At 70.2% G+C, this 21,805-nt stretch carries 22 protein-coding genes and 1 pseudogene; 16 read left to right on the top strand and 7 right to left on the bottom strand.

The features are described from left to right. Window positions 1–91: 91 nt before the first annotated feature. Both ACIBL3_RS21675 and ACIBL3_RS21670 read right to left on the bottom strand, forming a co-directional pair. A complete protein-coding gene (locus ACIBL3_RS21675; RefSeq protein ID WP_396355304.1) occupies window positions 92–1,108 on the bottom strand; it encodes a magnesium transporter in 1,017 nt (338 codons plus the stop codon). Window positions 1,109–1,230: 122 nt separating this feature from the next. Then, entirely contained in the window at window positions 1,231–3,657 is a 2,427-nt protein-coding gene (locus ACIBL3_RS21670; RefSeq protein ID WP_396355303.1) for a glycoside hydrolase family 65 protein, read from the bottom strand. 162 nt (window positions 3,658–3,819) lie between these two features. Between ACIBL3_RS21670 and ACIBL3_RS21665 the strand changes: the two genes are divergently transcribed. Beyond that, window positions 3,820–4,704 carry a universal stress protein gene (locus ACIBL3_RS21665; RefSeq protein ID WP_396355302.1) on the top strand — a complete coding sequence of 295 codons (885 nt, stop codon included), beginning with the start codon at window positions 3,820–3,822 and terminating at the stop codon, window positions 4,702–4,704. A 51-nt stretch (window positions 4,705–4,755) separates the two neighbouring features. Here the strand turns inward: ACIBL3_RS21665 and ACIBL3_RS21660 are convergent, their stop codons facing one another. From ACIBL3_RS21660 to ACIBL3_RS21645, 4 genes are read right to left on the bottom strand one after another with little or no spacing between them, the layout of a single operon-like run. Further along, on the bottom strand, window positions 4,756–5,571 hold the full coding sequence (locus tag ACIBL3_RS21660; RefSeq protein ID WP_396355301.1) for a universal stress protein: 816 nt from the start codon (window positions 5,569–5,571) through the stop codon (window positions 4,756–4,758). Between the two features lie 8 nt (window positions 5,572–5,579). Continuing rightward, window positions 5,580–6,056, bottom strand: coding sequence for a GyrI-like domain-containing protein (locus ACIBL3_RS21655; protein ID WP_396355300.1), 477 nt, complete (start codon window positions 6,054–6,056; stop codon window positions 5,580–5,582). A gap of 34 nt (window positions 6,057–6,090) precedes the next feature. Beyond that, entirely contained in the window at window positions 6,091–6,972 is an 882-nt protein-coding gene (locus ACIBL3_RS21650) for a hypothetical protein (RefSeq protein ID WP_396355299.1), read from the bottom strand. Window positions 6,973–7,000: 28 nt separating this feature from the next. Further along, window positions 7,001–7,585: a CBS domain-containing protein gene (locus tag ACIBL3_RS21645; RefSeq protein WP_396355298.1), complete on the bottom strand. Its 585-nt coding sequence runs from the start codon at window positions 7,583–7,585 to the stop codon at window positions 7,001–7,003. A gap of 240 nt (window positions 7,586–7,825) precedes the next feature. Between ACIBL3_RS21645 and ACIBL3_RS21640 the strand changes: the two genes are divergently transcribed. The 7 genes and pseudogenes from ACIBL3_RS21640 to ACIBL3_RS21610 all read left to right on the top strand — a co-directional run bounded on the left by ACIBL3_RS21640 (window position 7,826) and on the right by ACIBL3_RS21610 (window position 15,048). Beyond that, window positions 7,826–8,791 carry an Acg family FMN-binding oxidoreductase gene (locus ACIBL3_RS21640; protein ID WP_396355297.1) on the top strand — a complete coding sequence of 322 codons (966 nt, stop codon included), beginning with the start codon at window positions 7,826–7,828 and terminating at the stop codon, window positions 8,789–8,791. A 22-nt stretch (window positions 8,792–8,813) separates the two neighbouring features. After that, the gene (locus ACIBL3_RS21635) at window positions 8,814–9,674 is read left to right on the top strand and encodes a universal stress protein (protein ID WP_396355296.1); all 861 of its coding nucleotides are present in this window, start codon (window positions 8,814–8,816) and stop codon (window positions 9,672–9,674) included. A gap of 158 nt (window positions 9,675–9,832) precedes the next feature. Continuing rightward, a pseudogene (locus ACIBL3_RS21630) lies at window positions 9,833–10,264 on the top strand (ATP-binding cassette domain-containing protein); the annotation flags it as partial. Between the two features lie 466 nt (window positions 10,265–10,730). Further along, window positions 10,731–11,231, top strand: coding sequence for a hypothetical protein (locus ACIBL3_RS21625; protein WP_396355545.1), 501 nt, complete (start codon window positions 10,731–10,733; stop codon window positions 11,229–11,231). Between the two features lie 96 nt (window positions 11,232–11,327). Beyond that, window positions 11,328–11,699, top strand: a complete 372-nt coding sequence (locus ACIBL3_RS21620; protein WP_396355295.1) for a hypothetical protein — start codon at window positions 11,328–11,330, stop codon at window positions 11,697–11,699. Window positions 11,700–11,775: 76 nt separating this feature from the next. Then, a complete protein-coding gene (locus ACIBL3_RS21615) occupies window positions 11,776–12,948 on the top strand; it encodes an acyltransferase (RefSeq protein ID WP_396355294.1) in 1,173 nt (390 codons plus the stop codon). A 144-nt stretch (window positions 12,949–13,092) separates the two neighbouring features. Further along, window positions 13,093–15,048: a heparinase II/III family protein gene (locus ACIBL3_RS21610; protein WP_396355293.1), complete on the top strand. Its 1,956-nt coding sequence runs from the start codon at window positions 13,093–13,095 to the stop codon at window positions 15,046–15,048. On the opposite strand, the gene ACIBL3_RS21605 is transcribed toward ACIBL3_RS21610, so the two are convergent. Beyond that, window positions 15,033–15,452: a hypothetical protein gene (locus ACIBL3_RS21605; RefSeq protein WP_396355292.1), complete on the bottom strand. Its 420-nt coding sequence runs from the start codon at window positions 15,450–15,452 to the stop codon at window positions 15,033–15,035. The genes ACIBL3_RS21610 and ACIBL3_RS21605 overlap by 16 nt on opposite strands. Before the next feature lie 142 nt (window positions 15,453–15,594). Between ACIBL3_RS21605 and ACIBL3_RS21600 the strand changes: the two genes are divergently transcribed. The 8 genes from ACIBL3_RS21600 (at window position 15,595) to ACIBL3_RS21565 (ending at window position 21,803) form a co-directional block, all read left to right on the top strand. Then, window positions 15,595–16,158, top strand: coding sequence for a hypothetical protein (locus ACIBL3_RS21600; RefSeq protein ID WP_396355291.1), 564 nt, complete (start codon window positions 15,595–15,597; stop codon window positions 16,156–16,158). Window positions 16,159–16,236: 78 nt separating this feature from the next. Beyond that, window positions 16,237–16,728, top strand: coding sequence for a hypothetical protein (locus ACIBL3_RS21595; RefSeq protein ID WP_396355290.1), 492 nt, complete (start codon window positions 16,237–16,239; stop codon window positions 16,726–16,728). Next, a complete protein-coding gene (locus tag ACIBL3_RS21590) occupies window positions 16,728–17,654 on the top strand; it encodes a hypothetical protein (RefSeq protein ID WP_396355289.1) in 927 nt (308 codons plus the stop codon). Before ACIBL3_RS21595 ends, ACIBL3_RS21590 begins: the two co-directional genes overlap by 1 nt. Beyond that, window positions 17,641–18,960: a V-type ATPase 116kDa subunit family protein gene (locus ACIBL3_RS21585; RefSeq protein ID WP_396355288.1), complete on the top strand. Its 1,320-nt coding sequence runs from the start codon at window positions 17,641–17,643 to the stop codon at window positions 18,958–18,960. Before ACIBL3_RS21590 ends, ACIBL3_RS21585 begins: the two co-directional genes overlap by 14 nt. Then, window positions 18,957–19,343, top strand: coding sequence for an ATP synthase subunit C (locus ACIBL3_RS21580; protein WP_396355287.1), 387 nt, complete (start codon window positions 18,957–18,959; stop codon window positions 19,341–19,343). The genes ACIBL3_RS21585 and ACIBL3_RS21580 overlap by 4 nt, the downstream gene beginning before the upstream one ends. Continuing rightward, window positions 19,340–19,561: a hypothetical protein gene (locus ACIBL3_RS21575; protein WP_396355286.1), complete on the top strand. Its 222-nt coding sequence runs from the start codon at window positions 19,340–19,342 to the stop codon at window positions 19,559–19,561. Before ACIBL3_RS21580 ends, ACIBL3_RS21575 begins: the two co-directional genes overlap by 4 nt. After that, window positions 19,558–20,085, top strand: coding sequence for a hypothetical protein (locus tag ACIBL3_RS21570; RefSeq protein ID WP_396355285.1), 528 nt, complete (start codon window positions 19,558–19,560; stop codon window positions 20,083–20,085). Before ACIBL3_RS21575 ends, ACIBL3_RS21570 begins: the two co-directional genes overlap by 4 nt. Further along, window positions 20,082–21,803, top strand: a complete 1,722-nt coding sequence (locus tag ACIBL3_RS21565; RefSeq protein ID WP_396355284.1) for a V-type ATP synthase subunit A — start codon at window positions 20,082–20,084, stop codon at window positions 21,801–21,803. The genes ACIBL3_RS21570 and ACIBL3_RS21565 overlap by 4 nt, the downstream gene beginning before the upstream one ends. Window positions 21,804–21,805 lie beyond the last annotated feature (2 nt).

Raw genomic sequence — 21,805 nt, 5'->3', positions numbered from 1 at the left:
CAGAGTGCCTCCAGTTCATCCTGCGCAGGTCGTCCCGCCGTCCGCTGCGGCCGGATGGCCTTGAAACGCAGGGCCTCTCGGCCCGGGTGGATCACATCGTCACCAGTGTGATCGCTGCGAAGTAGATCGCGATCGAGAGCAGGTCCTGGATCACCGTCGCCAGCGGTCCGGACCCGAAGGCGGGATCCGCACCGAGGCGGGCGAACAGCCAGGGCAACGCCATCGCGATCAGGGTTGCGATGGACGATGCGGCGAAGACGGCCAGGCCGACGGCCACGGCGAGTTCGAGGTCGTTCCACAGCAGCCAGATCGCCGGCGCCGCCAGGACGCCGAGCAGCGCGCCGACGAGCAGGCCGGTGAGGGTCTCGCGGACGACGATCCGGCGGATCCCCACCCCGACCGACAGTCCGCGAATCACCAGCGCTTCGGTCTGGGTGCCGACCGCGTCGGCGATGTACACCACACCGGGGACGAAGAACGCGACCAGTACGGCGCGTTCCAGCGCCTGCTCGAACGCGCCGACGATCCCGGCGGCAGCGAGTGCGCCGGCGAGTCCGACCAGCAGCCAGGGGAGCCGGTGCCACAACCGATGGGAGACCGGCTCGGTGCTGGCCGTGCGTGCCTCGGCGGTGGTACGGAGGTACCCGCCCAGCCGGGCCATGTCCTCGTCGTGCTCGGTCAGCAGGACTGCCAGCAGTCGCTGTGGTGCGATCAGTCCGCGGAAGCGACCGGTCCGGTCGACAACGGCGAGCCCGGGTTCGCCGTGTTTCACGGCCTGCCAGGCGGCCTGCTCCTGATCGGTGCCGGGGGCAACTGTGGGCGGGGCGGGATCCATCACCGCCCGCAGCGGGAGATCAGGGTCGGCCGCCAGCAGCCGTTCGATCGTGACGACCCCGACGAGTCGATCGCCGGCGCAGACTGCGACGACTGCGGCACTGTCGAACCGACGGCCGAGCATCCCGTGCAGAACCGCACCGACAGTGTCTTCGGGCGCGGCGACCGGCACGGACACAGACGCGTGCTCCGCCGCGGTCTCCAGCAGCGGATCCGGCACGCGCGGGCTCGCACTCGCCTCCACGGCACGACGCCCGGCTGATCGCGTTCTCACTGCTCAAGCCTGCGCCCGGGACCAGCCTGGCTGTAGGGGCGAAGGTACGGCGGGAACCGGGCCGAAGGCCCTGCCGGGGTCGCAGTCTGCACCGGGAGACGTGACGATGGTGGCGCAGTGACTCAGTCCGGGCGCGTCCAGGTGTGTGCGTCGCCAGGGCGTAGCAGGCGGGTTCGGCCGTAGCAGCGGACGGCGATGGCTGGGCCGGGTTCGGCGTCGACGGTCAGGCTGACGCTCTTGGTCGAGATCTCGGCGACCAACCGATGACCGCGGTAGCGCAGGACCATCCGGAGTGCTCCGAGCTTGGCCGGCCACCGGGGGCCGAACCGCAGTACGTCGTTGGTGGTGGTCAGGCCGGTGAAGCAGCGCTGGACGAGGTCGGCGCTGCCGGCCATCGCCGCGAGGTGGATGCCTTCGGCAGTGGTCCCGGTCTGGGTCGCGTCGCCGGCGTCGCTGTGCAGCGCCTGCTCCAGGAAGGCCAGCGCGCGGTCCGGATCGATGGTCGCCAGGCCCCAGGCGTGGACGACGGCGCTCAGGGACGAACCGTGACAGGTCCGGGCGAGGTAGTACTCGACGGTCGAGCGAAGGATGTCTGCGGACAACGGATACCCGAGTCGTTCCATCAGCCTGTACAGGTCCCGGCGCGGCAGCAGGTAGAGCAGCATCAGGACGTCGGCCTGCTTGGACACCTGGTACGACGTCACGTCGCGACCCTCTGCCTCGAGGATCCGGTCCAGCCGCCGGATGTCGCCGTACTTGTGCCGGTACTGCGGCCAGTCCAGCTCCTCGAGTCGTTCGTAGCCCTCGAACTGGCTGATCACGCCGTCGTGGAACGGCACGTACATCCGGCGAGTGAGCTCGTCCCACCGGTTGCGTTCGGCTTGGCCGAGCGCGAGCAGGTCGATGAGCTCGGTTCGCCGCCAGGGTGGCAGCCGGTCGAGCGCACGGGCCGCCGCGTCGAACAGCCAGACCGCCATCACGTTGGTGTAGGCGTTGTTGTCGATCCCTGGATCCGGCCGGCCGGGATAGCTGGTGTGGAACTCGTCCGGGCCGACGACGCCCCTGATCACGTAGCGGTCGCGGCCGGCGTCGTACTCGGCCAGCGCGGCGAAGAATCGGGCGACCTCCACGATGACCTCGGCGCCGTGGTCGCTGAGGAACTCGACGTCGCCGGTGGCCTCGACGTACTGCCAGATGGTGTAGGCGACCGCGAGTCCGACGTGCCGCTGCCGGAAGGTCGCGTCCTCGGTCCAGCGTCCGGACAGCGGGTTGAGATGAAGTCGCTGGCTCTCCTCGCGGCCGTCGCTGCCGGACTGCCACGGGAACATCGCGCCGGGGTAGCCGCTCTGCCGTGCCGCCAGCCGGGCGGCAGGTAGCCGGCGGCACCGGTAGCGCAGCAGTGCACGGGTGAGTTCGGGGATCCGCAGGGTGAGGACCGGGAAGACGAACAGCTCGTCCCAGAACACGTGCCCGCGGTACGCCTCTCCGTGCAGGCCGCGCGCCGGTACGCCGGCATCGGCGTCAATGCTGTGCGGCGACAAGGTTTGCAGGAGGTGAAAGAGGTTCAGCCGGAGCGCGGCCAGCGTACCGTCGAACGGCTCCTCGAGCTCGACGGAGAAGCGCTGCCACAGCTGCGACCAGGCCAAGGTGTGCGCTTCTGCGAGCTGTTCGAATCCGGGCGCGTTGTCGAGCGCGATCCGGGTGGCGAGCGCAGGTTCCGAGATCCCCACGTCGCGTGATCCGTGGATCGCGGCGAGCTTCTCCGCACTGACCACATCGCCCGCCGCCACTTCGACGGTCAGCTCGGCGTACGCCGACGTGCTGTCGGTCCGCGTGGTCCAGTCGACTGGCACCCCGTTGTGGAGGGCAACCGTCTTGGTGCCGACCGCGATCCGGTGGCGGGACTGGCAGGTGGTCGCGGTCACCATCAAGTAGCCATCGGCAACCAAGGGGGTGAGGTCGGTGAGATGCCGGCCGGCGAGTTTGCGGTAGCGCTCGACGCCGGAGTTGGTGACGCCGCCGTGCACCGCGGAGCCGATCCGGATCCGGCCCGACCAGTTGACGGCCGTCACGGCGAGGGTCTGCCCACCGAGATGGGGGTCGGCCATGCTGGCGATGCGGCGTTCGACCCCGCGCACCTCCCGGCCGAGCCGGTCGCGCAGCCGGAATCGCCGGGTCTGGACGCCCCGCTGGAGGTCGAGTTCCTGGTCGTGCTCGAGGACGTCGCAGTTGTCCGGGGTCAGCCACTCATCGTCGTCGACGGCGACAGTCAGTGGGAGCCAGTCGGGCAGGTTGACCAGGCTCTCGTTCTCGACACCGACCTGGTCGATCTGATCGGTCAGCCGGTTGTAGTAGCCGGCCAGGTAGGTTCCGGGGTAGTGACCGTCTCCGGCCACCGACCCGGCCCAGGCTCCACGGCTGGCGAAGTACCCGTTGCCGACCGCGCACAGCGCCTCGCGCCGGCGCTCGTCCGCCTGGTCGTATCCGTCGAAACGAAGAACCCAGTCCGGCACAGCGCCGAGGACCGGCGCCGCGGTCACAGCTGTCATGGCTCGACTCTGCGCGCCGTCGGGGGGTGCCGAACAGAGCCGAAGGTCCCGTTCAGGCGGGCCCGGGGCTTTCGGCTTGCCACAGCGGTGACAAGCGCCCCTGCCGAGGCCGTACGCCCGACCGGAGGATCAAAGTGAGGCGAAGAAGAAAGGGCAACTGCCATGGACAATGCAACTGTCAGACCGGTCATCCACGTCGGACTCGACGCTTCATGGCGCACCAGCGGCGCACTGGAATGGGCACTGCAGGAGGCCGAACTGCGGCACGAGCCGCTGGACGCGCTGCACGTGATCGACGAGCGGGTACGGCGTACGCCGTACTGGGAACCGAACCTCATCGACGACGCCGCGATGCAGTTGGTCGGCGAGGTTCAGGCCTACCTCGACAGCAGCCCGAGCAGGCTCGACCACGAGATGGATCTGGTCGTCGGGCCACCGGCGGAAACCCTGGTCCGGCGGGCCACCGGCGGAAGCATGCTGGTCGTCGGCAGGCGCGGGATCGGCGCGTTCCGGCGGCTGCTGATCGGTTCGACGTCCGAGGCCGTGACGGCCGGGGCGACGGTGCCCGTCGTCGTGATTCCGGACCAGTGGAAACCGGCTGACCACAACGGGCCGGTCGTCATCGGGCTGGACGAGTCGGGTGACGATCAGGCGGCAATGGAGTTCGCCGTCACCGAGGCGACCGAGCGGCGCGTGCCGCTGCGGTTGGTGCACGTCTGGGACCTGCCGAACCTGTACAGCTGGGAGGTCGTGAACGCGTCGGGCTTGGTCGAGGAATGGGACGCGGATGTCCGCCGGACGTTCCACCAGATCGCGGAGCAGTGGCGAGCCAAGTACCCGGATCTCGCGATCGACGTCGACGTGTGGCGCGGCCACCCGGTTGACGGCATCGTCCGGGCGGCGGAACAGCACGACGCGCAACTGCTCGTCGTCGGCAGTCACCGGCGACACCGGCTGCCCGCGATGCTGCTCGGCTCGGTCGCGCGCGGCGTCGTGCAGCACGCCACCCGCCCAGTCGCCGTGGTCCATGAACCTGCCGGCCGCTGACAGCGATGCTGGGCGGGTACGGCAAGTACGCCGCACCCGCCCAGGTGCAGATCAGGTGCCGGGCGCTGGGTGGTGAGGGATGACCGCAACCGGGCAGTGGGCATGGTGCAGAACGGCCTGGCTGACCGATCCCAGAACCAGCCCCCGGAATCCGCCCCGGCCGCGCGAGCCGACCACGATCAGCGCGGCGTCGGACGACCACTGCAGGACCTGCTGCGCCGGGTGCCCGGTCACATGGATGAGATCCGGGACCGGATCGCCGTGCCGCTGCACTGCCGTGGCCAGGTCGTGATGGCTCAGTTGCCGATCGTGGTGCGGTGGCTCCACCGCGACGATGCGCAACGCGACCCGGTGCGACCTGGCGAACGCCGATCCGAAGGCGAGGGCGGCCTCGGCCGCAGCTGACCCGTCGTACCCCACGACGACGTGGTCGCCGGCGTACTCAGTCCAGTCCGCGCGTACGACGACCACCGGGCACCGTGCGTGTGCGGCGAGGTCCAGCCCGGTCGAGCCGGCCAGCAGACCGATCGTCGCGCCCAGCTCCCGGCTGCCGATCGCGAGCAGGTCAGCGTCGCGCGACTCCCGCAGCAGGACAGGAGCGGGGAATCCGTCGACGCGTACGGCGGTGACATCGAGCTCCGGCTCGAGTTTGCGGGCGAACTCCCTGGATCCGGCGACGATCTTGTCGGCCATGGCTCGCAGTCCCGGCGCCAGCTCGTTCCCGCCCAGTGGGACCGGGAACATCGGCCAGACGAACGCGTGCACGAGCCTGAGCCGCGCGCCGGTCACAACCGCCTCAGCCGCGCCCCACTCGATCGCGGCCTCGGCCTCGGGGCTGTCAGCCACGCCGACCACGATGGTCTTCATGGCTCCTCTCAGCGGTGCTCCGCCGCGGCCGCGGCGCGGGTGAACGGCTGGACGACCTCGGTCCGCCAGAACTGGGGGTCACCGGTCGGCGGGTCGTGGTAGACCTCCCAGGCATCGCCGGCGCGGACCCCGCCCTGGGCTTTCAGCCACTCGTCCACGGCTTCGTAGGTCTCGCCCAGTCGCTCGTACGGGCCGATGTGCCAGGCGACGACGACGCCACCGCCCGGAAGGCTGGAGGGCTCCACGTGTTCGTCGCCCGTGATGCGGGCGTCGACGGGGAACCCGACCTCGACGTCGAACCTGTGGTCCGGAAGCAGGTGGTACCGGGCGACCGGCATGCCCAGCGGGGCGACGCCCTTCGCCCGCAGGTAGGCGACGACACGGTCGAACGCGGCCGGGATCCAGGAACCCAGCTGCTCGCGATCCAGGGTCGCCTTCATGACTGCGGTGTGCTGTGCGGGAACTGACCGCGCTTCGATACGCATGGTTTCCTCCACCTTCAGGGTGTGGCGACGCTCGTCAGTCCTGGGCCGCGGTCAGAGCGAAGCGTTCGACGCGCTGCAGGTGGCCGCCGGTGAACGCGACGATCGTCAGCGCCGGATCGGTCGCACCGCGGAAGCCGACACGCGTGGACCACGGCTGGTTCTCGCCGCCGGCGGGGACGCCCGGGGCCCGGCCGATCGGCTGGGCGCTCGACGGCTGCCGGACCTCGACCACGATCGACTCGTCGACCCCGGTGATGCGGCCGCTGACGGTGATCGGTGAAGTCACCTTCGCGCCGTACGCCGGTCGCTCGACGGACAGTGTGGTGTCGCGGCTGCCGACAACCTCCCAGGGGGCGTCGGCACCGGTCCCGATCCGAGCCAGGTGCAGGACTGCCGCCACTCTGGGCTCGCCGTTCGGATCGCGGTAGCCGACCGCCACCCAGGCCTCGGAGCCTCGCACCGAACGGGACACCACCCGGTCGATCTCGGGGAAGTCGAGGTACCCGGTGGTGAAGGCGAGCGCGGTCCGGCCGGCGTCCAGGTGCCAAGGCTGATGACCGCCGGAGCGATATGCCTCCTGCCAGGCCTGCGCCTCGGCCACCGAGGCGAACGGCCACAGGGGCTGATACTTGAACGTGACCGGCGTGGAGGTCGTCGGCGCCGGGGTGCTTGGTGTGGCGGTCGGCGTCTCGCTGGGTGTCTTGCTGGTCGTCACAGTCGGCGTCGGAGTGGGGGTGCCCGTTGGCGGCCCCGCCGGCTGGACGGTCTCGTCACCACGCAGCAGAACGATCGCCAAGGCGGCCAGCAGCACAGCCGCCGTACTGATCGCAACAGCCGCAGTCGCCCGCAGCCGCCGCAGCCTTCGGTCCTCGGAGCCAGGAGGTCGTCCACCTGACCCGGTGTTCGGTGTGGTCATCATTTCTCCCCGCGGTGGTGGCGCTCGATCAGGTGATGTGTACGGCGACGACGCCGCGGACCGCATCGGCCACGGCCTCCGCCTGACGGCGGTCGGCTTCGTTGCCGGGGCCGGTGACCTTCACGATTCCGCTGTCGACTTCGGCGTGCCAGATGGGGTTCCGTTGCCGTAGGGCATGGTTGACCTCGGCGCGGATCCGGTCGTCGCGCTCCGCCAGTAGGTGGATGACGTCGCTTCGGCTGATCACGCCGACCACCCGGTCCGCCTCGACGACGGGCAGACTCTTCACCATCGTCGATCGCATCACGTCGATCGCGTCGTCCAGCTGGTCGTCGGTGTGCACGCTCACCACCAGGTGTGCCATCACCTCGGCGACCCGGCGTGAACGCCCGCTGGTCGACACCGAGATCGGTGCGGACGGTAGGCGATCGGACAGCTCCAACGCGTCCTGCATCAGATCGGCTTCGCTCACCACACCGACCAGACGGCCGTCGCGGTCGACCACCGGCATCGCGGTGATCTTGCGCTGGTCCAGCAGCCGCAAGGCTTCGCTGACCGGCGTTTCGCCCAGTACCGTGATGGCGGGTGCGGACATCAGGTCCCTGATCAGCATTGCTCTCACCCTCTTCCTTGCCTCCATTGCAGATCTGCCAGGTCGGGACGGTCAGAGCCGAAGGTCCTCACCACGGTGGGACCGGCCGCCGAACGGCAGTTGACCCGATGGCTACCGGCGCAACCGACCGCAGAAGCATGACCAAGGTCCTGGTTCCCGGGTGTGTTTGGGCCCTGCCCAGGCCCGTTGCCGATGGGCCATCGTCGTGGGTGACGGCACCAGCCTGAGCGGAGGCGGCCGATGACGGTGGGACTGGGCGAGCGGGACCGCGACGAGCTGCTTCGGGCAGCGGTCGCGGCGCCGTCCATGCACAACTCCCAGCCGTGGAGGTTTCGCTTCCGGGGCTGGATCGTGGAAGTACACCGGGACCGGGAACGTGAGCTTCCGGCCGAGGACCCAGAGCGCCGGATGCTGTTCCTTTCGCTGGGCGCGGCGATCCTTAACCTGCGGGTCGGCGCCGCCCGGCTGGGGATGACGGCCGTGGCCCGTAGCGTGATCGACCGGCGCCGGCCGGACCTGGTCGCCGAGCTGGACCTGTCGGCGAGCGGCCCGGAAGCAGAGCAGTTGCGGCTGCTCGCGCCGTACGTCTTCCGGCGCCGGACCAATCGCGAGCCGTACGCCGACCGGCGGGTTCCGGACGACGTCCGCACGCTGCTGGATCTGACCGCGCGGCTCGAGCGGGCGGAACTGGACTGGCTGACCCAGCCGGCCCGGCTGAAATGGTTGCAGCTGGCTACAAACGAGGCAGCGGCGGCGGACGACGAGGATCCGTACCGGACCGCGGAGCGGCGCAGGTGGGTCGGTGGTGACCGGGCCGCCGATGGTGTCCCGTCGAGTGCGCTCGGTCCGCGCGCCGCAGGTGGCTGGTCGCCGGCGCGGGACCTCGCCGCGACCCGGGCCGATGCGTCCAGGATGGTAGCGGAGTTCGAGCGTGACCCGCAGCTCGCGGTGCTGTCCACCCGATACGACGGCCCCGTCGAGTGGCTGCGAGCGGGGCAGGCGATGCAGCGGGTGCTGCTCGAGGCGACCGTTCAGGGCCTCGCGACCTCGTTGCTGAACCAGGTGATCGAGCACGAGGCGCTCCGCTGGCTCATCAACGACCCGCTGGGTGCTTGGCGGCGGCCGCAGGCAGTGATCCGGTTCGGCTACGGACCGCCGGCACCGCCGACCCCACGCCGGCCGATCAGCGACGTCCTCCTCGACTGAGTCCCGATCGAAAGGAATCGACATGAGCAGATCCACGATCTTCGTCGGGGTGGACAACTCGTGGCGCGACGCCGGGGCGTTCGAGTGGGCTCTGCAGGAGGCGAACCTCCGGCACGGGCCCCTTCGCGCGGTGCATGTGTTCGACGACCGGTTGCGGTCGACGTCGTACTGGGAGCCGGCGGTGATCGACGAGCGGACGAAGGAGCTGATCCAGGACGTCCGGCGTGAGCTGAAGTCCAGAGGTGGTGGCCTGGACGTCGAGGCGGACCTGACGGTCGGATCGCCGGCCAAGCGGCTGGCCGAGATCGCGGCTGACGGCTCGATGATTGTCGTCGGCCGGCGGGGGATGGGCACCTTCCAGCGTCTCCTGGTCGGTTCGACCTCCGAGGCCCTGGTCCATCAGGCGACGGTTCCGGTGGTGGTCGTGCCGACCGGCTGGAAGCCCCAGGAAGGTACCGGCCCGGTGGTGGTCGCCATCGACAAGGCGGAGGAGGACGCTGCGATCGAGTTCGCGGCGACGGCTGCTGTCGAACGGAATACTCGGCTGCGGATGGTGCATGCCTGGGACCTGCCGAACGTGTACAGCTCGGATGCCGCAGTGGTTGCCCGAATCGAAGACGAATGGGCCGACGGTGCCCGGCGATTGGTGGAGGCTGCCGCCGACCACTGGCGGCAGCTGTATACCGGACTCGCGATCGAGACCGTGGCTTACCGCGGGCATCCGGTCGACCGCGTCGTGGCGGCCGCCGACCAGTGCCGCGCACCGCTGCTGGTGGTGGGCGGCCATCGCCGGCACCGGATGTCGCCACTGCTGCTGGGCTCGGTCGCCCGCGGCGTCCTCCACCACGCGACCTGCCCGATCGCCGTGGTTCACGACTCCTGAGCCGCTGGAGAACGCGCGGATTGGGCGGGACCTATGGCCCTTCGGCAGGGACCTGTTCAGGGGTCCTGTGGCCCGGCCGATTGAGGGCCGTGGACTGTGTCCTAGGTCACCCCCACGGCGGAAGACTCGGCGTCAGGGTCGACCGACGGGAGAGGGCGATGAACAGCATCGAGCAGGGCGCAACCGGCAGCGTGCGGGACCCGGCCATCGTGGTTCGTCAGCTGTCGGTCCATGGCGTCGAGCTCGATGAGCTGCGCGTTCGCCGTGGCGAGATCGTCGCCCTGGTGGGCGCCAACGGCGCCGGCAAGAGCACAGTGAGCCGGGTGCTGGTCGGTGCGACGGCGGCCGCCGCCGGGTCGGCACGAGTGCTGGGCCTGGACCCGGTGGATGACCACGCTGAGCTGAAGTGCCGGATCGGGTTCCTGATCCAGGACCTGGAGACGATGGGCTCCCTGAGCTCGCGCGACGTGCTGGACATCTGCGCCGCCGTGCGTGGCTGCTCGGCGTCTTACGCCGTGACGCTGGCCGAACGGATCGGGCTGGACCTGGACCGGCCGATGGGCCAGTTGTCCCGCGGACAGTTGCGCAGGCTGGGCGTCGTACAAGCTCTGATGCACCGTCCGGAAGTGGTTGTGCTGGACGACCCGGCCGCCGAACTCGACGCGTCCGGACGGCTGGCGTTGGCGAACCTCTTGCGCGAGGCTGCGGCCGGTGGGACGGCGGTGCTGATCACTGTCACGACCGCGGCCGAGGCCGCGCAGTACGCCGACCGAACCGAGACCTTCGACCGCCGGTCGATCCCCACGGCGGAGTCGGCCACGGGCTCCGCACGGCGGCCAGAGTCTGCCCCACGACCGGCGACGCCGGCACGTTGCAGCCTGGTTGTTTCGGAGAGTGGTGGACTGGCTCCGCTGAGCATGCGCCGAGTGGCTGATGCTCGGTACAGCGGTCGCGTGCGGCCGCAGCCCGGTCGCCGAGTACCGCAGACCGGGCGCCCGCCTCCGGCAGTGCCGGTAGGGTCGGGTGGTACACTCCACCCCGGTCAAGGAGTGGGCCATGAGGCGAATCCGGGTGGTGCTGGTTGCCTCGGCCGTTGTCGTCGGGACGGCGGTGGGTTACGGACTGTTCCGGAAGTTCCGCGCTCCGGCGCGCGACGCAGCCGCCTGGGCGATGTTCGGCGAGGCGACGACCAAGGTGCTGTCCGGCCGGCTGAGCAGGGCCGACGCCACGGCCGTGTTCGGCGCGTCCACTCTCGACCTGCGCGATGCCGAGATCGACGCCGAGGCAGATATCGATGCTGTTGCGCTCTTCGGCGGGGTGGAAGTCCTGCTGCCGGCCCGATGGCGGCTGGCTCTGTCGGGCACGTCGGTCTTCGGCGGTGTCGAGGACCTGAGTGGATCGGCGGACCGCCTCCCGGCCGATGCCGCGCGGCTGAACCTCCATGCGGTCGCTGTCTTCGGCGGCGTGACGGTGGCGAACGAGCCGGGTGCGGCTGCCCGCCGGAAGGCGGCCGTCAGCGGCCGTGGCGCCGACTCCGAGGTCGTGGCGCCTGCCTGACCGCGCGGGCCGTTCGCGGGACGATCGCGGACCTTCGGCCCTGATTGCCGGCTGCCTGCGGGCGCACGGTGAAGGTGCGGGAGGGAGGTGAGGTTGATGAAGCTGACGGCAAGAGATCTTGTGGCGACGCTGCTGGTCGTCGCTATCGGCATCCCGTACGTCGGTTACCTGATCGACGGCGACATGCCGTTCGTGGAGGATGCCCGTGGCATGGCCGCGGTCGGGCTGCTGCTGGGCGTTCTGGCGTTCGGGGTGCTGCTGAACGGCACCAAGCGGGATCGGCTAGGCAAGATCGAGATCGGGATCGCGGTGGTGTCCGTCGCACTGGGCGTCGTCGCGCTGGCCTTCGCGGAGACTGCCGCGGCGGAGCTTCTGCTGGCACTCTTCATGGGGTCGATCCTGGTCGTCTTGGCCATGGAGCTGATTGACCACGCCGGCTGGTTGGACCGTGCCGGCCACCCGGTCTGATCCAGCTGTGCCCCGCAACGGCCGGTGCGACGCAGCGCCGCCGCACCGGCCGAACGCCGTGGGAACCGATGAAGGCATGACTGCGCACCTGGCAGGGCGAAACTCCTCGCGGGACCGGGTCTCGCTCGAGGAGTGGGCGTCGTCGCGCCGACCGTACCTGGACAATCTCAAGGTCGTCCTGATCACCGCCGTCATCGTCATCCACGCCGTCCTCGGTTACTCGACCCTGGAGGTGTGGACGTACACGGAGTTGCGTGAGGTCACGCTGGCGCCCGCGACCGAGGTCGTGCTGTTGGTGCTGTTGAGCCCGTTCGCCTTCTTCCTGATCGCTCTGCTGTTCCTCGTCGCCGGGCTGCTCACACCGCCGTCGCTCGAGCGCAAGGGCACCGCGCGTTTCGTCCGCGACCGGTTGCTGCGCCTCGGCGTTCCGTTCGCGCTGTACGTCCTGCTGGTGCAGCCGGCACTGACGTATGGTCTGCGCCACCAGGTGGGCAGTGCGCCGGGGGCGTTCTGGGCGGAGTACCTCGCCACCGGCCGGCTCGACACCGGGCCACTGTGGTTTGTCGGCGTACTCCTGATCTTCTCCCTCGGGTACGCCGGCTGGGCCTCCTGGCACCGTCGTGGCGGCAACCGCCGAATCACCCTACGCACGTTGCTGCTGGTAACCGCCGTCGTGGCCCCGGCCTCGTTCGCGATCAGGCTGGTCTATCCCTACGGCTCGGAGAGCGGCGTCACGGACCTCAACTTCTGGGAGTGGCCGGTTTGCATCGCCGCGTTCGCCATCGGTGTCGCCGCCTCGCGCCAGGGTTGGACCACTGCGGTTCCAGAAAACCTCGCAGGCCGGTGCCGGGCGCTCACGCTGGTAGGCATCGGGGCCATGGTCGCTCTGCTGGCAGCACTCTTCTTCGCTCGCCCCGTCGAGGAGGCGGCGGGTGGCTGGCACTGGCCGGCTGCCGCGTTCGCTGTTGTCGACGCCGTACTGACGGTCTTCGGGTCGGTGTGGATTCTCAGCGTGGCGCAGCGCCGGCTGCACCGCAGCTACCGCTGTGGACCGCGGCTGAGTCGCAGCGCGTACGGCGCCTTCGTGCTGCAGACGTTGTTCCTGCTGGGACTGGCGCTCGCGCTGCGCCCGCTCGGCGTGCCCGCCGAGGTCAAGGCCCTGCTCGTCGCCCTCGGCGGCGTCAGTTGCTCGTACGAGGTGGCCTGGCTGCTGATCAGCCGGATTCCAGGGGTGGCCAGGGTGCTGTGAGGTCGGCGGGCCTTTTGGCTCGAAAGGCGATCGCGAGGTCCCCGTCAGGTCAGGACCTTGGTCTCTGCTAACCGTCCTATACCAGTCGGACTCTCGAAGGAGTCGTCGCCCGTCGGCGGCGACTCAGGGGGGAGGGGAAGACTGATGAGATTCATTGGATCGGCCGGGGTGGCAGCGGGTTGTGCAGCTCTGGCATTGGTTGCCGGGCCGCTGACGACGGCGTCGTCGGCACCGGTGGAGGATCCGCCGGGGATCACGGTTCTGCCGGAGCTGCCGGAGCCGGGGGAGGCGCAGTTCGTGCCGGGCCGCAGCCCGTACGTTCCGCCGACCGCGCCGCCGGCCCAGGACGTCGGGACGGCTGCCGTGCAGACCCTCGCGGCGCCCTTCTACGCGTGCCCGGGGTTCAGCGGTTTGCAGACCACGAACCCGTTGGCCAACCTGTACAAGGACGTGTTCACCTGGGGCCCCTACGCGCCGTACAAGGTCGGTAATGGCGGCGGGAACATCAACTGGGCGCTGAACCCGTACAAGAACGCGAGCTGGTACATGTGGTTCCACTCGCTGCGGTGGCTCGGCCAGGGCATCGTCGCGGCGGGCAAGGGTGATCTGACCGCACTGACCCGGGTGAACACGATCGCGTACGACTGGCACCGGGACAATCCGTACTCGTGGAAGAGCAACGTCGGCGCGTGGGAATCCACCATGCATCGGACCAACGTGCTCATCTGCCTGCGCCAGGCGATCCTGTCCGGTCTGCAGGTCACGGCTGTGCCGACTCGCTACGCCTGGGTCGACACCGCGCTGCTGAGCCACGCGCGGTTCCTCACCAACTACTGGAGCGGAGCGTGGAACCACGGCACCGACGAGAGCATCGCGTTGTTCGGAGTCGGCTGCACGCTGAACCGGACCGACTACAAGGACCTCGCTCAGCAGCGCCTCGCACAGGGCATCACGACGTCGATCGACGCGCAGGGCTCGACCAACGAACAGTCGACCGGGTACGCGGCGTTCAACTACTCGTTGTGGGGCCGGGCGTCGACCGCGCTGCTGAACTGCGGCGTCGATCCCGGTACGACGATCGCGACCCGACGGGCCTTGCTGGCCAAGTGGCTGGCGCTGGCGACGAACTCGCTGGGCAAGCTGCACCAGATCGGTGACACTCAGGTCCAGGCGACGTACCCGTGGACCGGTACGCCGATGGAGTACGCGGGCTCGCTGGGGACGAAGGGCACGGTGCCGCCGTGGCGGGTCGGGATCTACTCGGCCGGCTACGTCTTCGGCCGCACGGGCTGGGGCACCGAGGCGACCAGGGGGTTCGCGGGTGAGTCGACGTACAGCATCAGGTTCGGCCCGGCGCGGGCGTTCCACGGGCACTTCGACCACACCAGCATCACCTACACGGCCCGGGGCCGGGACATCGTCATCGACGGCGGATACGCGGCGTACTCGGCCGGCGTATGGCGCACCTGGGTGGTGAGTCCGGCCGGGCACAGCGTGCTGACGACACCCTTGGCGGCGGCTCTGAACCCGGTGACAAGGCTGACCGGATCGTCGGTGAAGGCGAACGCAGAGGCCTACCAGTTCGCCGATGCGCCGGGGACCGGCATCAGCAGAGTTCGGTCGGTCCTGGTGCTGAAGAACCCTGACCTGCTCGTCACCTGGGACCGCGCGTCGGCGCGGACCGCACAGGCCTTCCAGACGTTGTGGCATCTTCCGCCGGATCAGCGGGCGAGCGTCTACTCCCGGACTACGGCGGTGGCGATGCGGCCGGGTGACTCGACCCGGACCGTCGTGTTCCAAATCCCGTTCAAGCAGGCGCTGCCACCGGGGGCGACCCTGGTCAAGCAGGGGCAGACGAACCCGATCCAGGGCTGGCACTACCCGAGCAGCTACGTCCGGCAGTCCGCGCCGACGCTGATGCTCGCACGATCCGGCACGTCGGCGTCGATTCTGTCGTTCGTGGTCCCGGTCCGCGCGTCCGGCGGGGTCACGTACTCGACGCGCTGGTCGGGTACGACGTTCGTCATCAACCTGAACGTCGGTGGTCAGCAGGCATCGATCGGCATCTCCGGGGGCGGCTCGGTCTACCGGATCGGCTGACGAGCGGCCCGGAACTCGTGAATCATCGCGGGCACGGCGAAGCAGAGCGCCGGCACGGACCACAGCCAGAAGCCCCAGCCGAACAGCATCAGCGCGAGGTGGAAGGCGACCACCGCGACGTAGCCGATCCGGCGCGAGCGGACCAGGAGGACGGCGACCAGGAGCTCACCCACACCCAGGGCTGTCGCCCAGAGCGTCGGCGCCGCCAGGAAGACGTTCTGCCAACCGTCGTACACCCAGCCGAACAGTGCCTCGTCGGCGAACGGCTGGTAGGAGTCGGGGCTGAACAGCGCGAGACCGAGGTGGACGAACGCGCCCACGCCGAACAAAGCGAGGAATCCCCAGTAGATCGCCCGCCAGGCCAGCGTGGCGTTGGTCTCTTCGGTCTGTGGAGATGTTGTCATCACGATCAGCCTCCCACTTTCACCGTCCGCCGATCGCGGGTCGGCCTGCAGGTCCCAATGTCCCGAAGTCCGGGACATTGGGCCCTGCTCGCCCGGCCTACGCGCGGTCATGCTGGGTACGCACGAGTCACCAGGGGTACAGATGGCAGAACAAGATCCGTTGCCCCGGGCCACCGCCTTCGCCCGGGTCGGGCGATGTGTTGCGGCCACGGTGGTGCTGTTGGCGCGCCGGCAGGTCCACCTGCCGCACGAGAACGTCGGCCGGCGGCTGACCTTCGCCGACGGCTCGCATGGCCGCGTCTACCGCGAGACGGTGGTCGAGCGATCGGCCGCCGATCCCTGCATCCTCGTGGTCACGTTCCGGCTGCGCGGTGTGCACGGCTGGGGGCACACCGCGTTCCGGTGGGAGTCCTGGCTGAACACCCCGCTGTTCGTCGGCTTCGACGGCTTCGTCTCCAAACTGTGGCTGGCACACGACGAGTCCGGGGCGTACCGCGGTCTTTACGAATGGGACGGGCCGGAGCGGGCGGTGGCGTACGCCCGCGCGCTGTGGCGCGTACTCGAGCTGGTCTCCGTCAAGGGCTCGATCCATTACCACGTCGTCCCCGGTCTGCGGCGGGACGAACTGCTCGCCGACCCCGACGCCCTGGCCGCGGCCGAGCCGCCCGGTCAGGACGCCTGGTGGCGGCCGGCCGGCATCACGTGACCACGGATGCCGCCGGATCCGAGTGCCGGTTGCCGCGACAGACGGGACCTTGTGCCCTGGAAGCGGTGACCGAACCCGGTGACGATCGTGCTAGGCCTGCCACTCGAAGCGACCGGATGGGGGATGGCGATGAGTGTCATGCTGGACCGCTTGCGTCGCTTTCGCCCCGTCGGCACACCGGGCGGGGCCGGGCCTGTCGGCGTCCCCGCGGACGACCGTTCCGGCGTGCCGGCCGAGCTCGTCGCCGTCTTCGCCGCTCTCGACGAGGTGATCGCCGAGTGCCAGACGATCCGCACCCGCGCTGCGCAGGAGGCCGCCGCGATCGTCGCCGGTGCGGAGCGTGACGCGACTGCGACGATCGCTGACGCGCGTACCAGGGCAGCGGGTGAGCGAGCCGAAGCGGCCGCGGCGGTCCGCGCCCGTGGGGATGCCGCGGTGGATCGGACGCTCGCCGCGGCGTCGGCGGAAGCCGATCTCCTCACAAAACAAGGGCTGCAGCGCATGGACGGCGTGGTAGCGCTGGTCGTCGACCGGATCGTGGCCGAGGCTCTCGCTGATGGAGCCGGCTGATGAGCGCGGGCTGGGTCGCCGCCACCGTCCGGGCGAAGGCGATGGCACGCCGGCGCATCGGAGCCGGCGCCGCCCGGCGGATCGCGCTCGCGCCCAGCTTCGCCGACGCGATCGGCTTGCTCGAAGGCACGGCGTATCGCCGGGCGTCCGCACCCGGCACGTCGTTACCCGAGGCCGAGTGGCTGATCACGGCGGCGGAGTTGTGGCAACTGCGGGTCCTGTCGGGGTGGTTGCCCAGGTCGGCGGTCGGCCTGGCCCGGGCGCTGGGGGCTAGGTACGAGTGCGCCAACATCGAAGCCCATGCACGAGCGCTTGCCGAGCCTGGCCGGCGGCAGCGGTACTACGAGCTCGGCAGCCTGGCCTTGTCGTGGCCAAGAGTCGCGGCGACGGCCTCGACACATGACCTCGCTGTAGCGCTCGGGGCCTCGCCGTGGGGTGACCCTGGTGACGGCTCGCTGCAGGTGCTGCACGACGTGCTCGCCCTGCGGTGGTTACGGATGGTCGCGGCCGAGGCGCCGGCCGCGGTGGATTGGGTGACCGGAGCGGCGGCCCTGGTGGTCGCCAAGCAACTGCTCGTTCGAACAACCGGCCCGGTCGAGTGGCTGGTTCGATCCGCGGCACCGCTGCTCGGGCCGGACTGGGCGACAGCGCGCTCGGTGGCTGCGCTGCGTACCGCGTTGCCGCTAGCCGGCCGCTGGGCTCTGGACGGAGTCGACTCCGCGGAGAACCTGTGGCGGGCGGAGGCCGGCTTGGCGGTTCGGATCGAGTCCGACGGTTTCCGCCTGTTGCGGCGCGGAACGCCCGGCGTGGACCCGTTCCTCGGGGCTGTGGCCGTCCTCGCGGTCGACGGCTGGCGGACACGGGTCGCTCTCGGCGACGCGGCGTACGGCGGCGGTCCGGGGGAGGTGCTCGGTGTCCTGGCGTGATGCCGTACGGCCGGTCCGGATGCAGCGCGTCGCGCTGGTCGTCCCGGTCGACCGCATCCGCGAGTTGCTGGACCAGCTCAGCTCGGCCGGACTCGTCGAGTTGGACCCGGTCCGGTCCGACGTCGAACTCGCGGTCGTCGCAGATCGGCAGCCGGAGTGGTCGGCCCGCGAGGCGGAGCTGCAACGGCGAACCGCGCAGGCGGTCGAACACGGACCTGTGACGGCCTTGCTGGGCTGGACCCCGGCAGGTGCGCTGTCCGAACTGACCGATGCCGTGAATCCCGTCGGCGGTTCCGTCGTACCGCTGCCGTCCCCGCCCGGCGTTCAGCCGCCGACGCTGTTGCGGCAGCAGGGCAGAGGCCGGTCGTTCGAGCTGATCGTGCAGACCTACACCACGGTTCCGTACGCCGATGTCGACCCGTCGCTGGTCGCCGGGATCGCCTACGTGGCGATGTTCGGCATGATGTTCGGCGACGTCGGCCATGGTCTGCTCTTGCTGCTCGGGGCGCTGCTCGTTCGCAGCGGCCGCGTCGCGCGGCTGGCGAAGCTCCGGCCGGTTTGGCCCTTCCTCGCCGGTGCCGCTGCCGCCAGTTTGGTCTTCGGCTTCTTGTACGGCGAGATGTTCGGACCGACCGGCCTGGTGCCCGTGCTCTGGTTGTCGCCGGTGGAAGACGTGACGACCCTGCTGTTGACCGCGCTCGGAGTCGGGGCCGGGTTGCTCGGCGCCGCCTACGGACTGGGCATCGTGAACCGGTTCCGCGAAGGCGGCTCGGGCTACGCGCTGTACGCGCGCACCGGAGTCGCCGGCAGCATGCTGTTCCTGGCGTTGGCCGGGATCGTCGGCGGAGCCTACTTCGGCATCGGCGGACTGCTGATCGCCGCAGTCCTGCTGGCGATCGCCGGTCTCGTGCTCACCTTCACCGGACTGCTTGCCGGATCAGGTGGCGGCGCGGGCGGAGTCCTGCAGGCATCTGTCGAACTGTTCGACGTGGTCGTCCGGCTCGGCTCCAACCTCGTCTCCTTCGCCCGGCTGGCCGCCTTCGGCCTCACCCATGCGGCACTCGCCGGGATCGTCTGGCTGGGCACGGTCGCCTTGTGGGACAGCGGGTCCCTGTCCGGCCGGCTGGGTGCGGGTCTGGTTCTGGTCGTGGGCACCACCGTTGCGTTCACGCTGGAGGCGCTGGTGGCCGGCATCCAGGCACTTCGTCTCGAGTACTACGAACTGTTCTCCCGGGTCTTCGAGACGGACGGGCGGCCGTTCCGTCCGTGGCGGCTGCCCGCGGAGGATCTGGAGGTGACATCGTGAGGGACTTCCTTCGCCGCCATCCGTGGTCGGCGGTCCTGCTGACCGTGGCCAACATGGTGCTGCTCACCGTCGCGGTGGTCTTGCTGGTTGCGATCGTGACCGCGGACTGGGGGTTCGCCGCCGGTGCTCCGGAGGTGCCCGGCGCGGATCCGGCCGCGGCCGCGCCGGCCAGCGGGTCCGCGCTGCTCGGCGCGGCGATCGCCGTGGCCGGGTCGGCGATCGGCGCCGGAGTCGCGGTCGCCTACACCGGCGCCGCCGCGCTGGCCGCGATGAGTGAACGCCCGGAGCTGTTCGGCCGCGCGATGGTGGTGGTCGGACTCGCCGAGGGAATCGCGATCTACGGCCTGATCGTCGCCATCATTCTGGTGGGCGAGGCGCGATGACGCAGATCGCAGTCCTCGGAGAGCCGATTCGCACCTCGGGCTACGGACTGGTCGGCCTGCGATTGCTCACGGCAACTACACCCGAGGAGGTGCGTCGGCAGTGGCACGAGCTGCCGCCGGAGGTGGGCGTCGTGCTGCTCACCCCGGCAGCCGCCGAGGCGCTCGGCCCGCCATCGCTGACGTCGGCAGCGGTACTGACTGTGGTGCTGCCGCCATGAGCCGACCTCTGCCGTCTCCCGCCGACGCCGCGCTCGATCCGGTCCGCGATGCGTTGCTGGCCGCCGCTCGCGCGGATGCAGCCGCCGAACTGCGCGATGCCGAGAGCCGTCGAGACACATTGCTCGCGGACGCCCGCCGTACTGCGGACGAACTCGTCGCCGACGCACGGGTGAAGGGCGAAGCCGAGGCCACCGTGCTCCTCACAGCGCGGATGGCGGACAGCCGGCGGGACGCACGCCGTACTGTGCTGGCGGCGCAGCGGGCGTTGTACGACGAGCTCCGGCGACGTTGCCGGCTGGCCGCGGTGGCGCTGGTGCGGCGCCCAGACTACGAACAGCTCCGGAAGCGATTGGTGGCCCAGGCCGAGGACTTGCTCGGTCCGGGAGCCGCGGTGACCGACAGCCCGGACGGTGGCGTCCTGGCATCGGCGGGGACCAGGAGGCTGGATCTGAGCCTGCCCGCCCTGGTCGATCGCGTCGTCGATCGATCGGGCACGGAGGTGGCGGAGCTGTGGACACGATGACACCCGCGACGGGCCGGATCCGCCGGATCAACGGTCCGCTCGTCGAAGCGATCGACGTAGCGGGCGCGTCGATGTACGAGGTGGTCGAGCTGGGTGAGCGCCGGATCCCGGCTGAGGTCGTCGCGATCGACGGCGCGGCGGTCACGCTGCAGGCGTTCGAGTACACGGGTGGGCTGACGGTCGGCGACCCTGTGCGTCGGACCGGCAGTCCGCTGTCCGCGCGCCTCGGGCCTGGCCTCCTCGGACAGGTCTTCGACGGCTTGTTGCGGCCGCTGTCGGCGGCACCGACGTGGCTGTCGCCGCAGCTGCTGACTCCAGACGAAACGGCCGCGGACCGGTGGCACTTCGAGCCCGATGCGGTCTGCGGCGAGCACGTCGAACCGGGGACCCTGCTCGGTGTCGTCACCGGCGCCGGCGCCGTCGAGCATCGGGTCCTGGTTCCGCCGGGTGTGCGCGGGCAGCTGAGCTTCCTGGCCGGCGCGGGCAAGGCATCGGCGGCGGAGGCTGTGGCCCGGGTGGGCGACGTTGAGGTCGGGCTGTTCGAACGCTGGCCGATTCGCCGTCCGCGGCCGTGCAGGTACCGGGACGAGACCTTCGTGCCGTTGCACACTGGACAGCGGGTACTGGACCTGCTGTTCCCGATCGGCGCCGGCTCGAGCACCGCCGTACCGGGTGGGTTCGGGACTGGCAAGACAGTCCTGCTGCAGCAGCTGGCGAAGTGGTGTGACGCCGATGTGATCGTGTACGTAGGGTGCGGGGAGCGCGGCAACGAGATGGCCGATGTGCTCGGCGAACTGGCCGAACTCGCCGATCCCCGCACCGGCGGACGGATGATCGATCGGACGGTCATCCTCGCCAACACCTCGAACATGCCGATGATGGCGCGGGAAGCGAGTGTGTTCACCGCGATCACGGTCGCCGAGTACTTCCGGGACATGGGGTACCACGCGGTGGTCGTGGCCGACTCGACGTCGCGGTGGGCGGAGGCGTTGCGCGAGTTCGCGAGCCGGACCGGCGCACTGCCCGCGGAGGAGGGCTATCCGGCCGACCTGTCCTCGGCGCTCGCCGCGTTCTACGAGCGGTCGGGCCGGGTTCGCACCGAGGGCGGTCGGACGGCGTCGGTCACGGTGGTCGGCGCGGTGTCTCCACCGGGTGGCGACTTGACCGAGCCGGTCACCACCGCGACCGCACGCTTCGTTCGAGGGGTCTGGAGTCTGGATCGTGACCTCGCCTACGCCCGGCACTACCCGGCGGTCAGCTGGTCCGCGTCGTACTCCCACGACGTCGGCGCGGCCGGCGCTTGGCACGCCGGGAACGGCAACCCCGGGTGGGCCTCGCGACGTGCCCGGGCGATGACACTGCTCGCGGAGGCCGCGCGGCTGACCGAACTCGCCGAGATCGTCGGCACTAGGACGTTGCCGGGCCGGGAACGCATGACGATCCTGGGTGGCCGGCTGCTCCGTGACGCGGTGCTTGCGCAGAGCGCACTGAGCGCGGTCGACGCCAGTTGCTCCGCCGAGCGCGGCGGCCGGTTGCTGCAACTGGTCCTGGACGTCGTCGAGCGCTGCATGACGCTCGTCGATCGCGGCGTGACCGCGACCGAGCTTGAGGAGTTCGACTTCGGTCCGCTGGTCAGGGCACGGGAGGAAGCCCCTGGTCCGGAGGACCTGACCGATCGTCGTGCGGCGATCATGCAGGCGCTGGAGGAGTTGCCATGACC

Source organism: Kribbella sp. NPDC050124 (assembly GCF_044460355.1).
Lineage (GTDB): Bacteria > Actinomycetota > Actinomycetes > Propionibacteriales > Kribbellaceae > Kribbella.
This window is presented reverse-complemented; position numbering and strand designations above follow the sequence as displayed.

Coding starts and splice junctions, on each gene's coding strand:
- ACIBL3_RS21670 (WP_396355303.1), bottom strand. CDS start 3,657: ATGACAGCTGTGACCGCGGCGCCGGTCCTCGGCGCTGTGCCGGACTGG.
- ACIBL3_RS21665 (WP_396355302.1), top strand. CDS start 3,820: ATGGACAATGCAACTGTCAGACCGGTCATCCACGTCGGACTCGACGCT.
- ACIBL3_RS21660 (WP_396355301.1), bottom strand. CDS start 5,571: ATGAAGACCATCGTGGTCGGCGTGGCTGACAGCCCCGAGGCCGAGGCC.
- ACIBL3_RS21655 (WP_396355300.1), bottom strand. CDS start 6,056: ATGCGTATCGAAGCGCGGTCAGTTCCCGCACAGCACACCGCAGTCATG.
- ACIBL3_RS21650 (WP_396355299.1), bottom strand. CDS start 6,972: ATGACCACACCGAACACCGGGTCAGGTGGACGACCTCCTGGCTCCGAG.
- ACIBL3_RS21645 (WP_396355298.1), bottom strand. CDS start 7,585: ATGCTGATCAGGGACCTGATGTCCGCACCCGCCATCACGGTACTGGGC.
- ACIBL3_RS21640 (WP_396355297.1), top strand. CDS start 7,826: ATGACGGTGGGACTGGGCGAGCGGGACCGCGACGAGCTGCTTCGGGCA.
- ACIBL3_RS21635 (WP_396355296.1), top strand. CDS start 8,814: ATGAGCAGATCCACGATCTTCGTCGGGGTGGACAACTCGTGGCGCGAC.
- ACIBL3_RS21625 (WP_396355545.1), top strand. CDS start 10,731: ATGAGGCGAATCCGGGTGGTGCTGGTTGCCTCGGCCGTTGTCGTCGGG.
- ACIBL3_RS21620 (WP_396355295.1), top strand. CDS start 11,328: ATGAAGCTGACGGCAAGAGATCTTGTGGCGACGCTGCTGGTCGTCGCT.
- ACIBL3_RS21615 (WP_396355294.1), top strand. CDS start 11,776: ATGACTGCGCACCTGGCAGGGCGAAACTCCTCGCGGGACCGGGTCTCG.
- ACIBL3_RS21610 (WP_396355293.1), top strand. CDS start 13,093: ATGAGATTCATTGGATCGGCCGGGGTGGCAGCGGGTTGTGCAGCTCTG.
- ACIBL3_RS21605 (WP_396355292.1), bottom strand. CDS start 15,452: ATGACAACATCTCCACAGACCGAAGAGACCAACGCCACGCTGGCCTGG.
- ACIBL3_RS21600 (WP_396355291.1), top strand. CDS start 15,595: ATGGCAGAACAAGATCCGTTGCCCCGGGCCACCGCCTTCGCCCGGGTC.
- ACIBL3_RS21590 (WP_396355289.1), top strand. CDS start 16,728: ATGAGCGCGGGCTGGGTCGCCGCCACCGTCCGGGCGAAGGCGATGGCA.
- ACIBL3_RS21575 (WP_396355286.1), top strand. CDS start 19,340: ATGACGCAGATCGCAGTCCTCGGAGAGCCGATTCGCACCTCGGGCTAC.
- ACIBL3_RS21570 (WP_396355285.1), top strand. CDS start 19,558: ATGAGCCGACCTCTGCCGTCTCCCGCCGACGCCGCGCTCGATCCGGTC.
- ACIBL3_RS21565 (WP_396355284.1), top strand. CDS start 20,082: ATGACACCCGCGACGGGCCGGATCCGCCGGATCAACGGTCCGCTCGTC.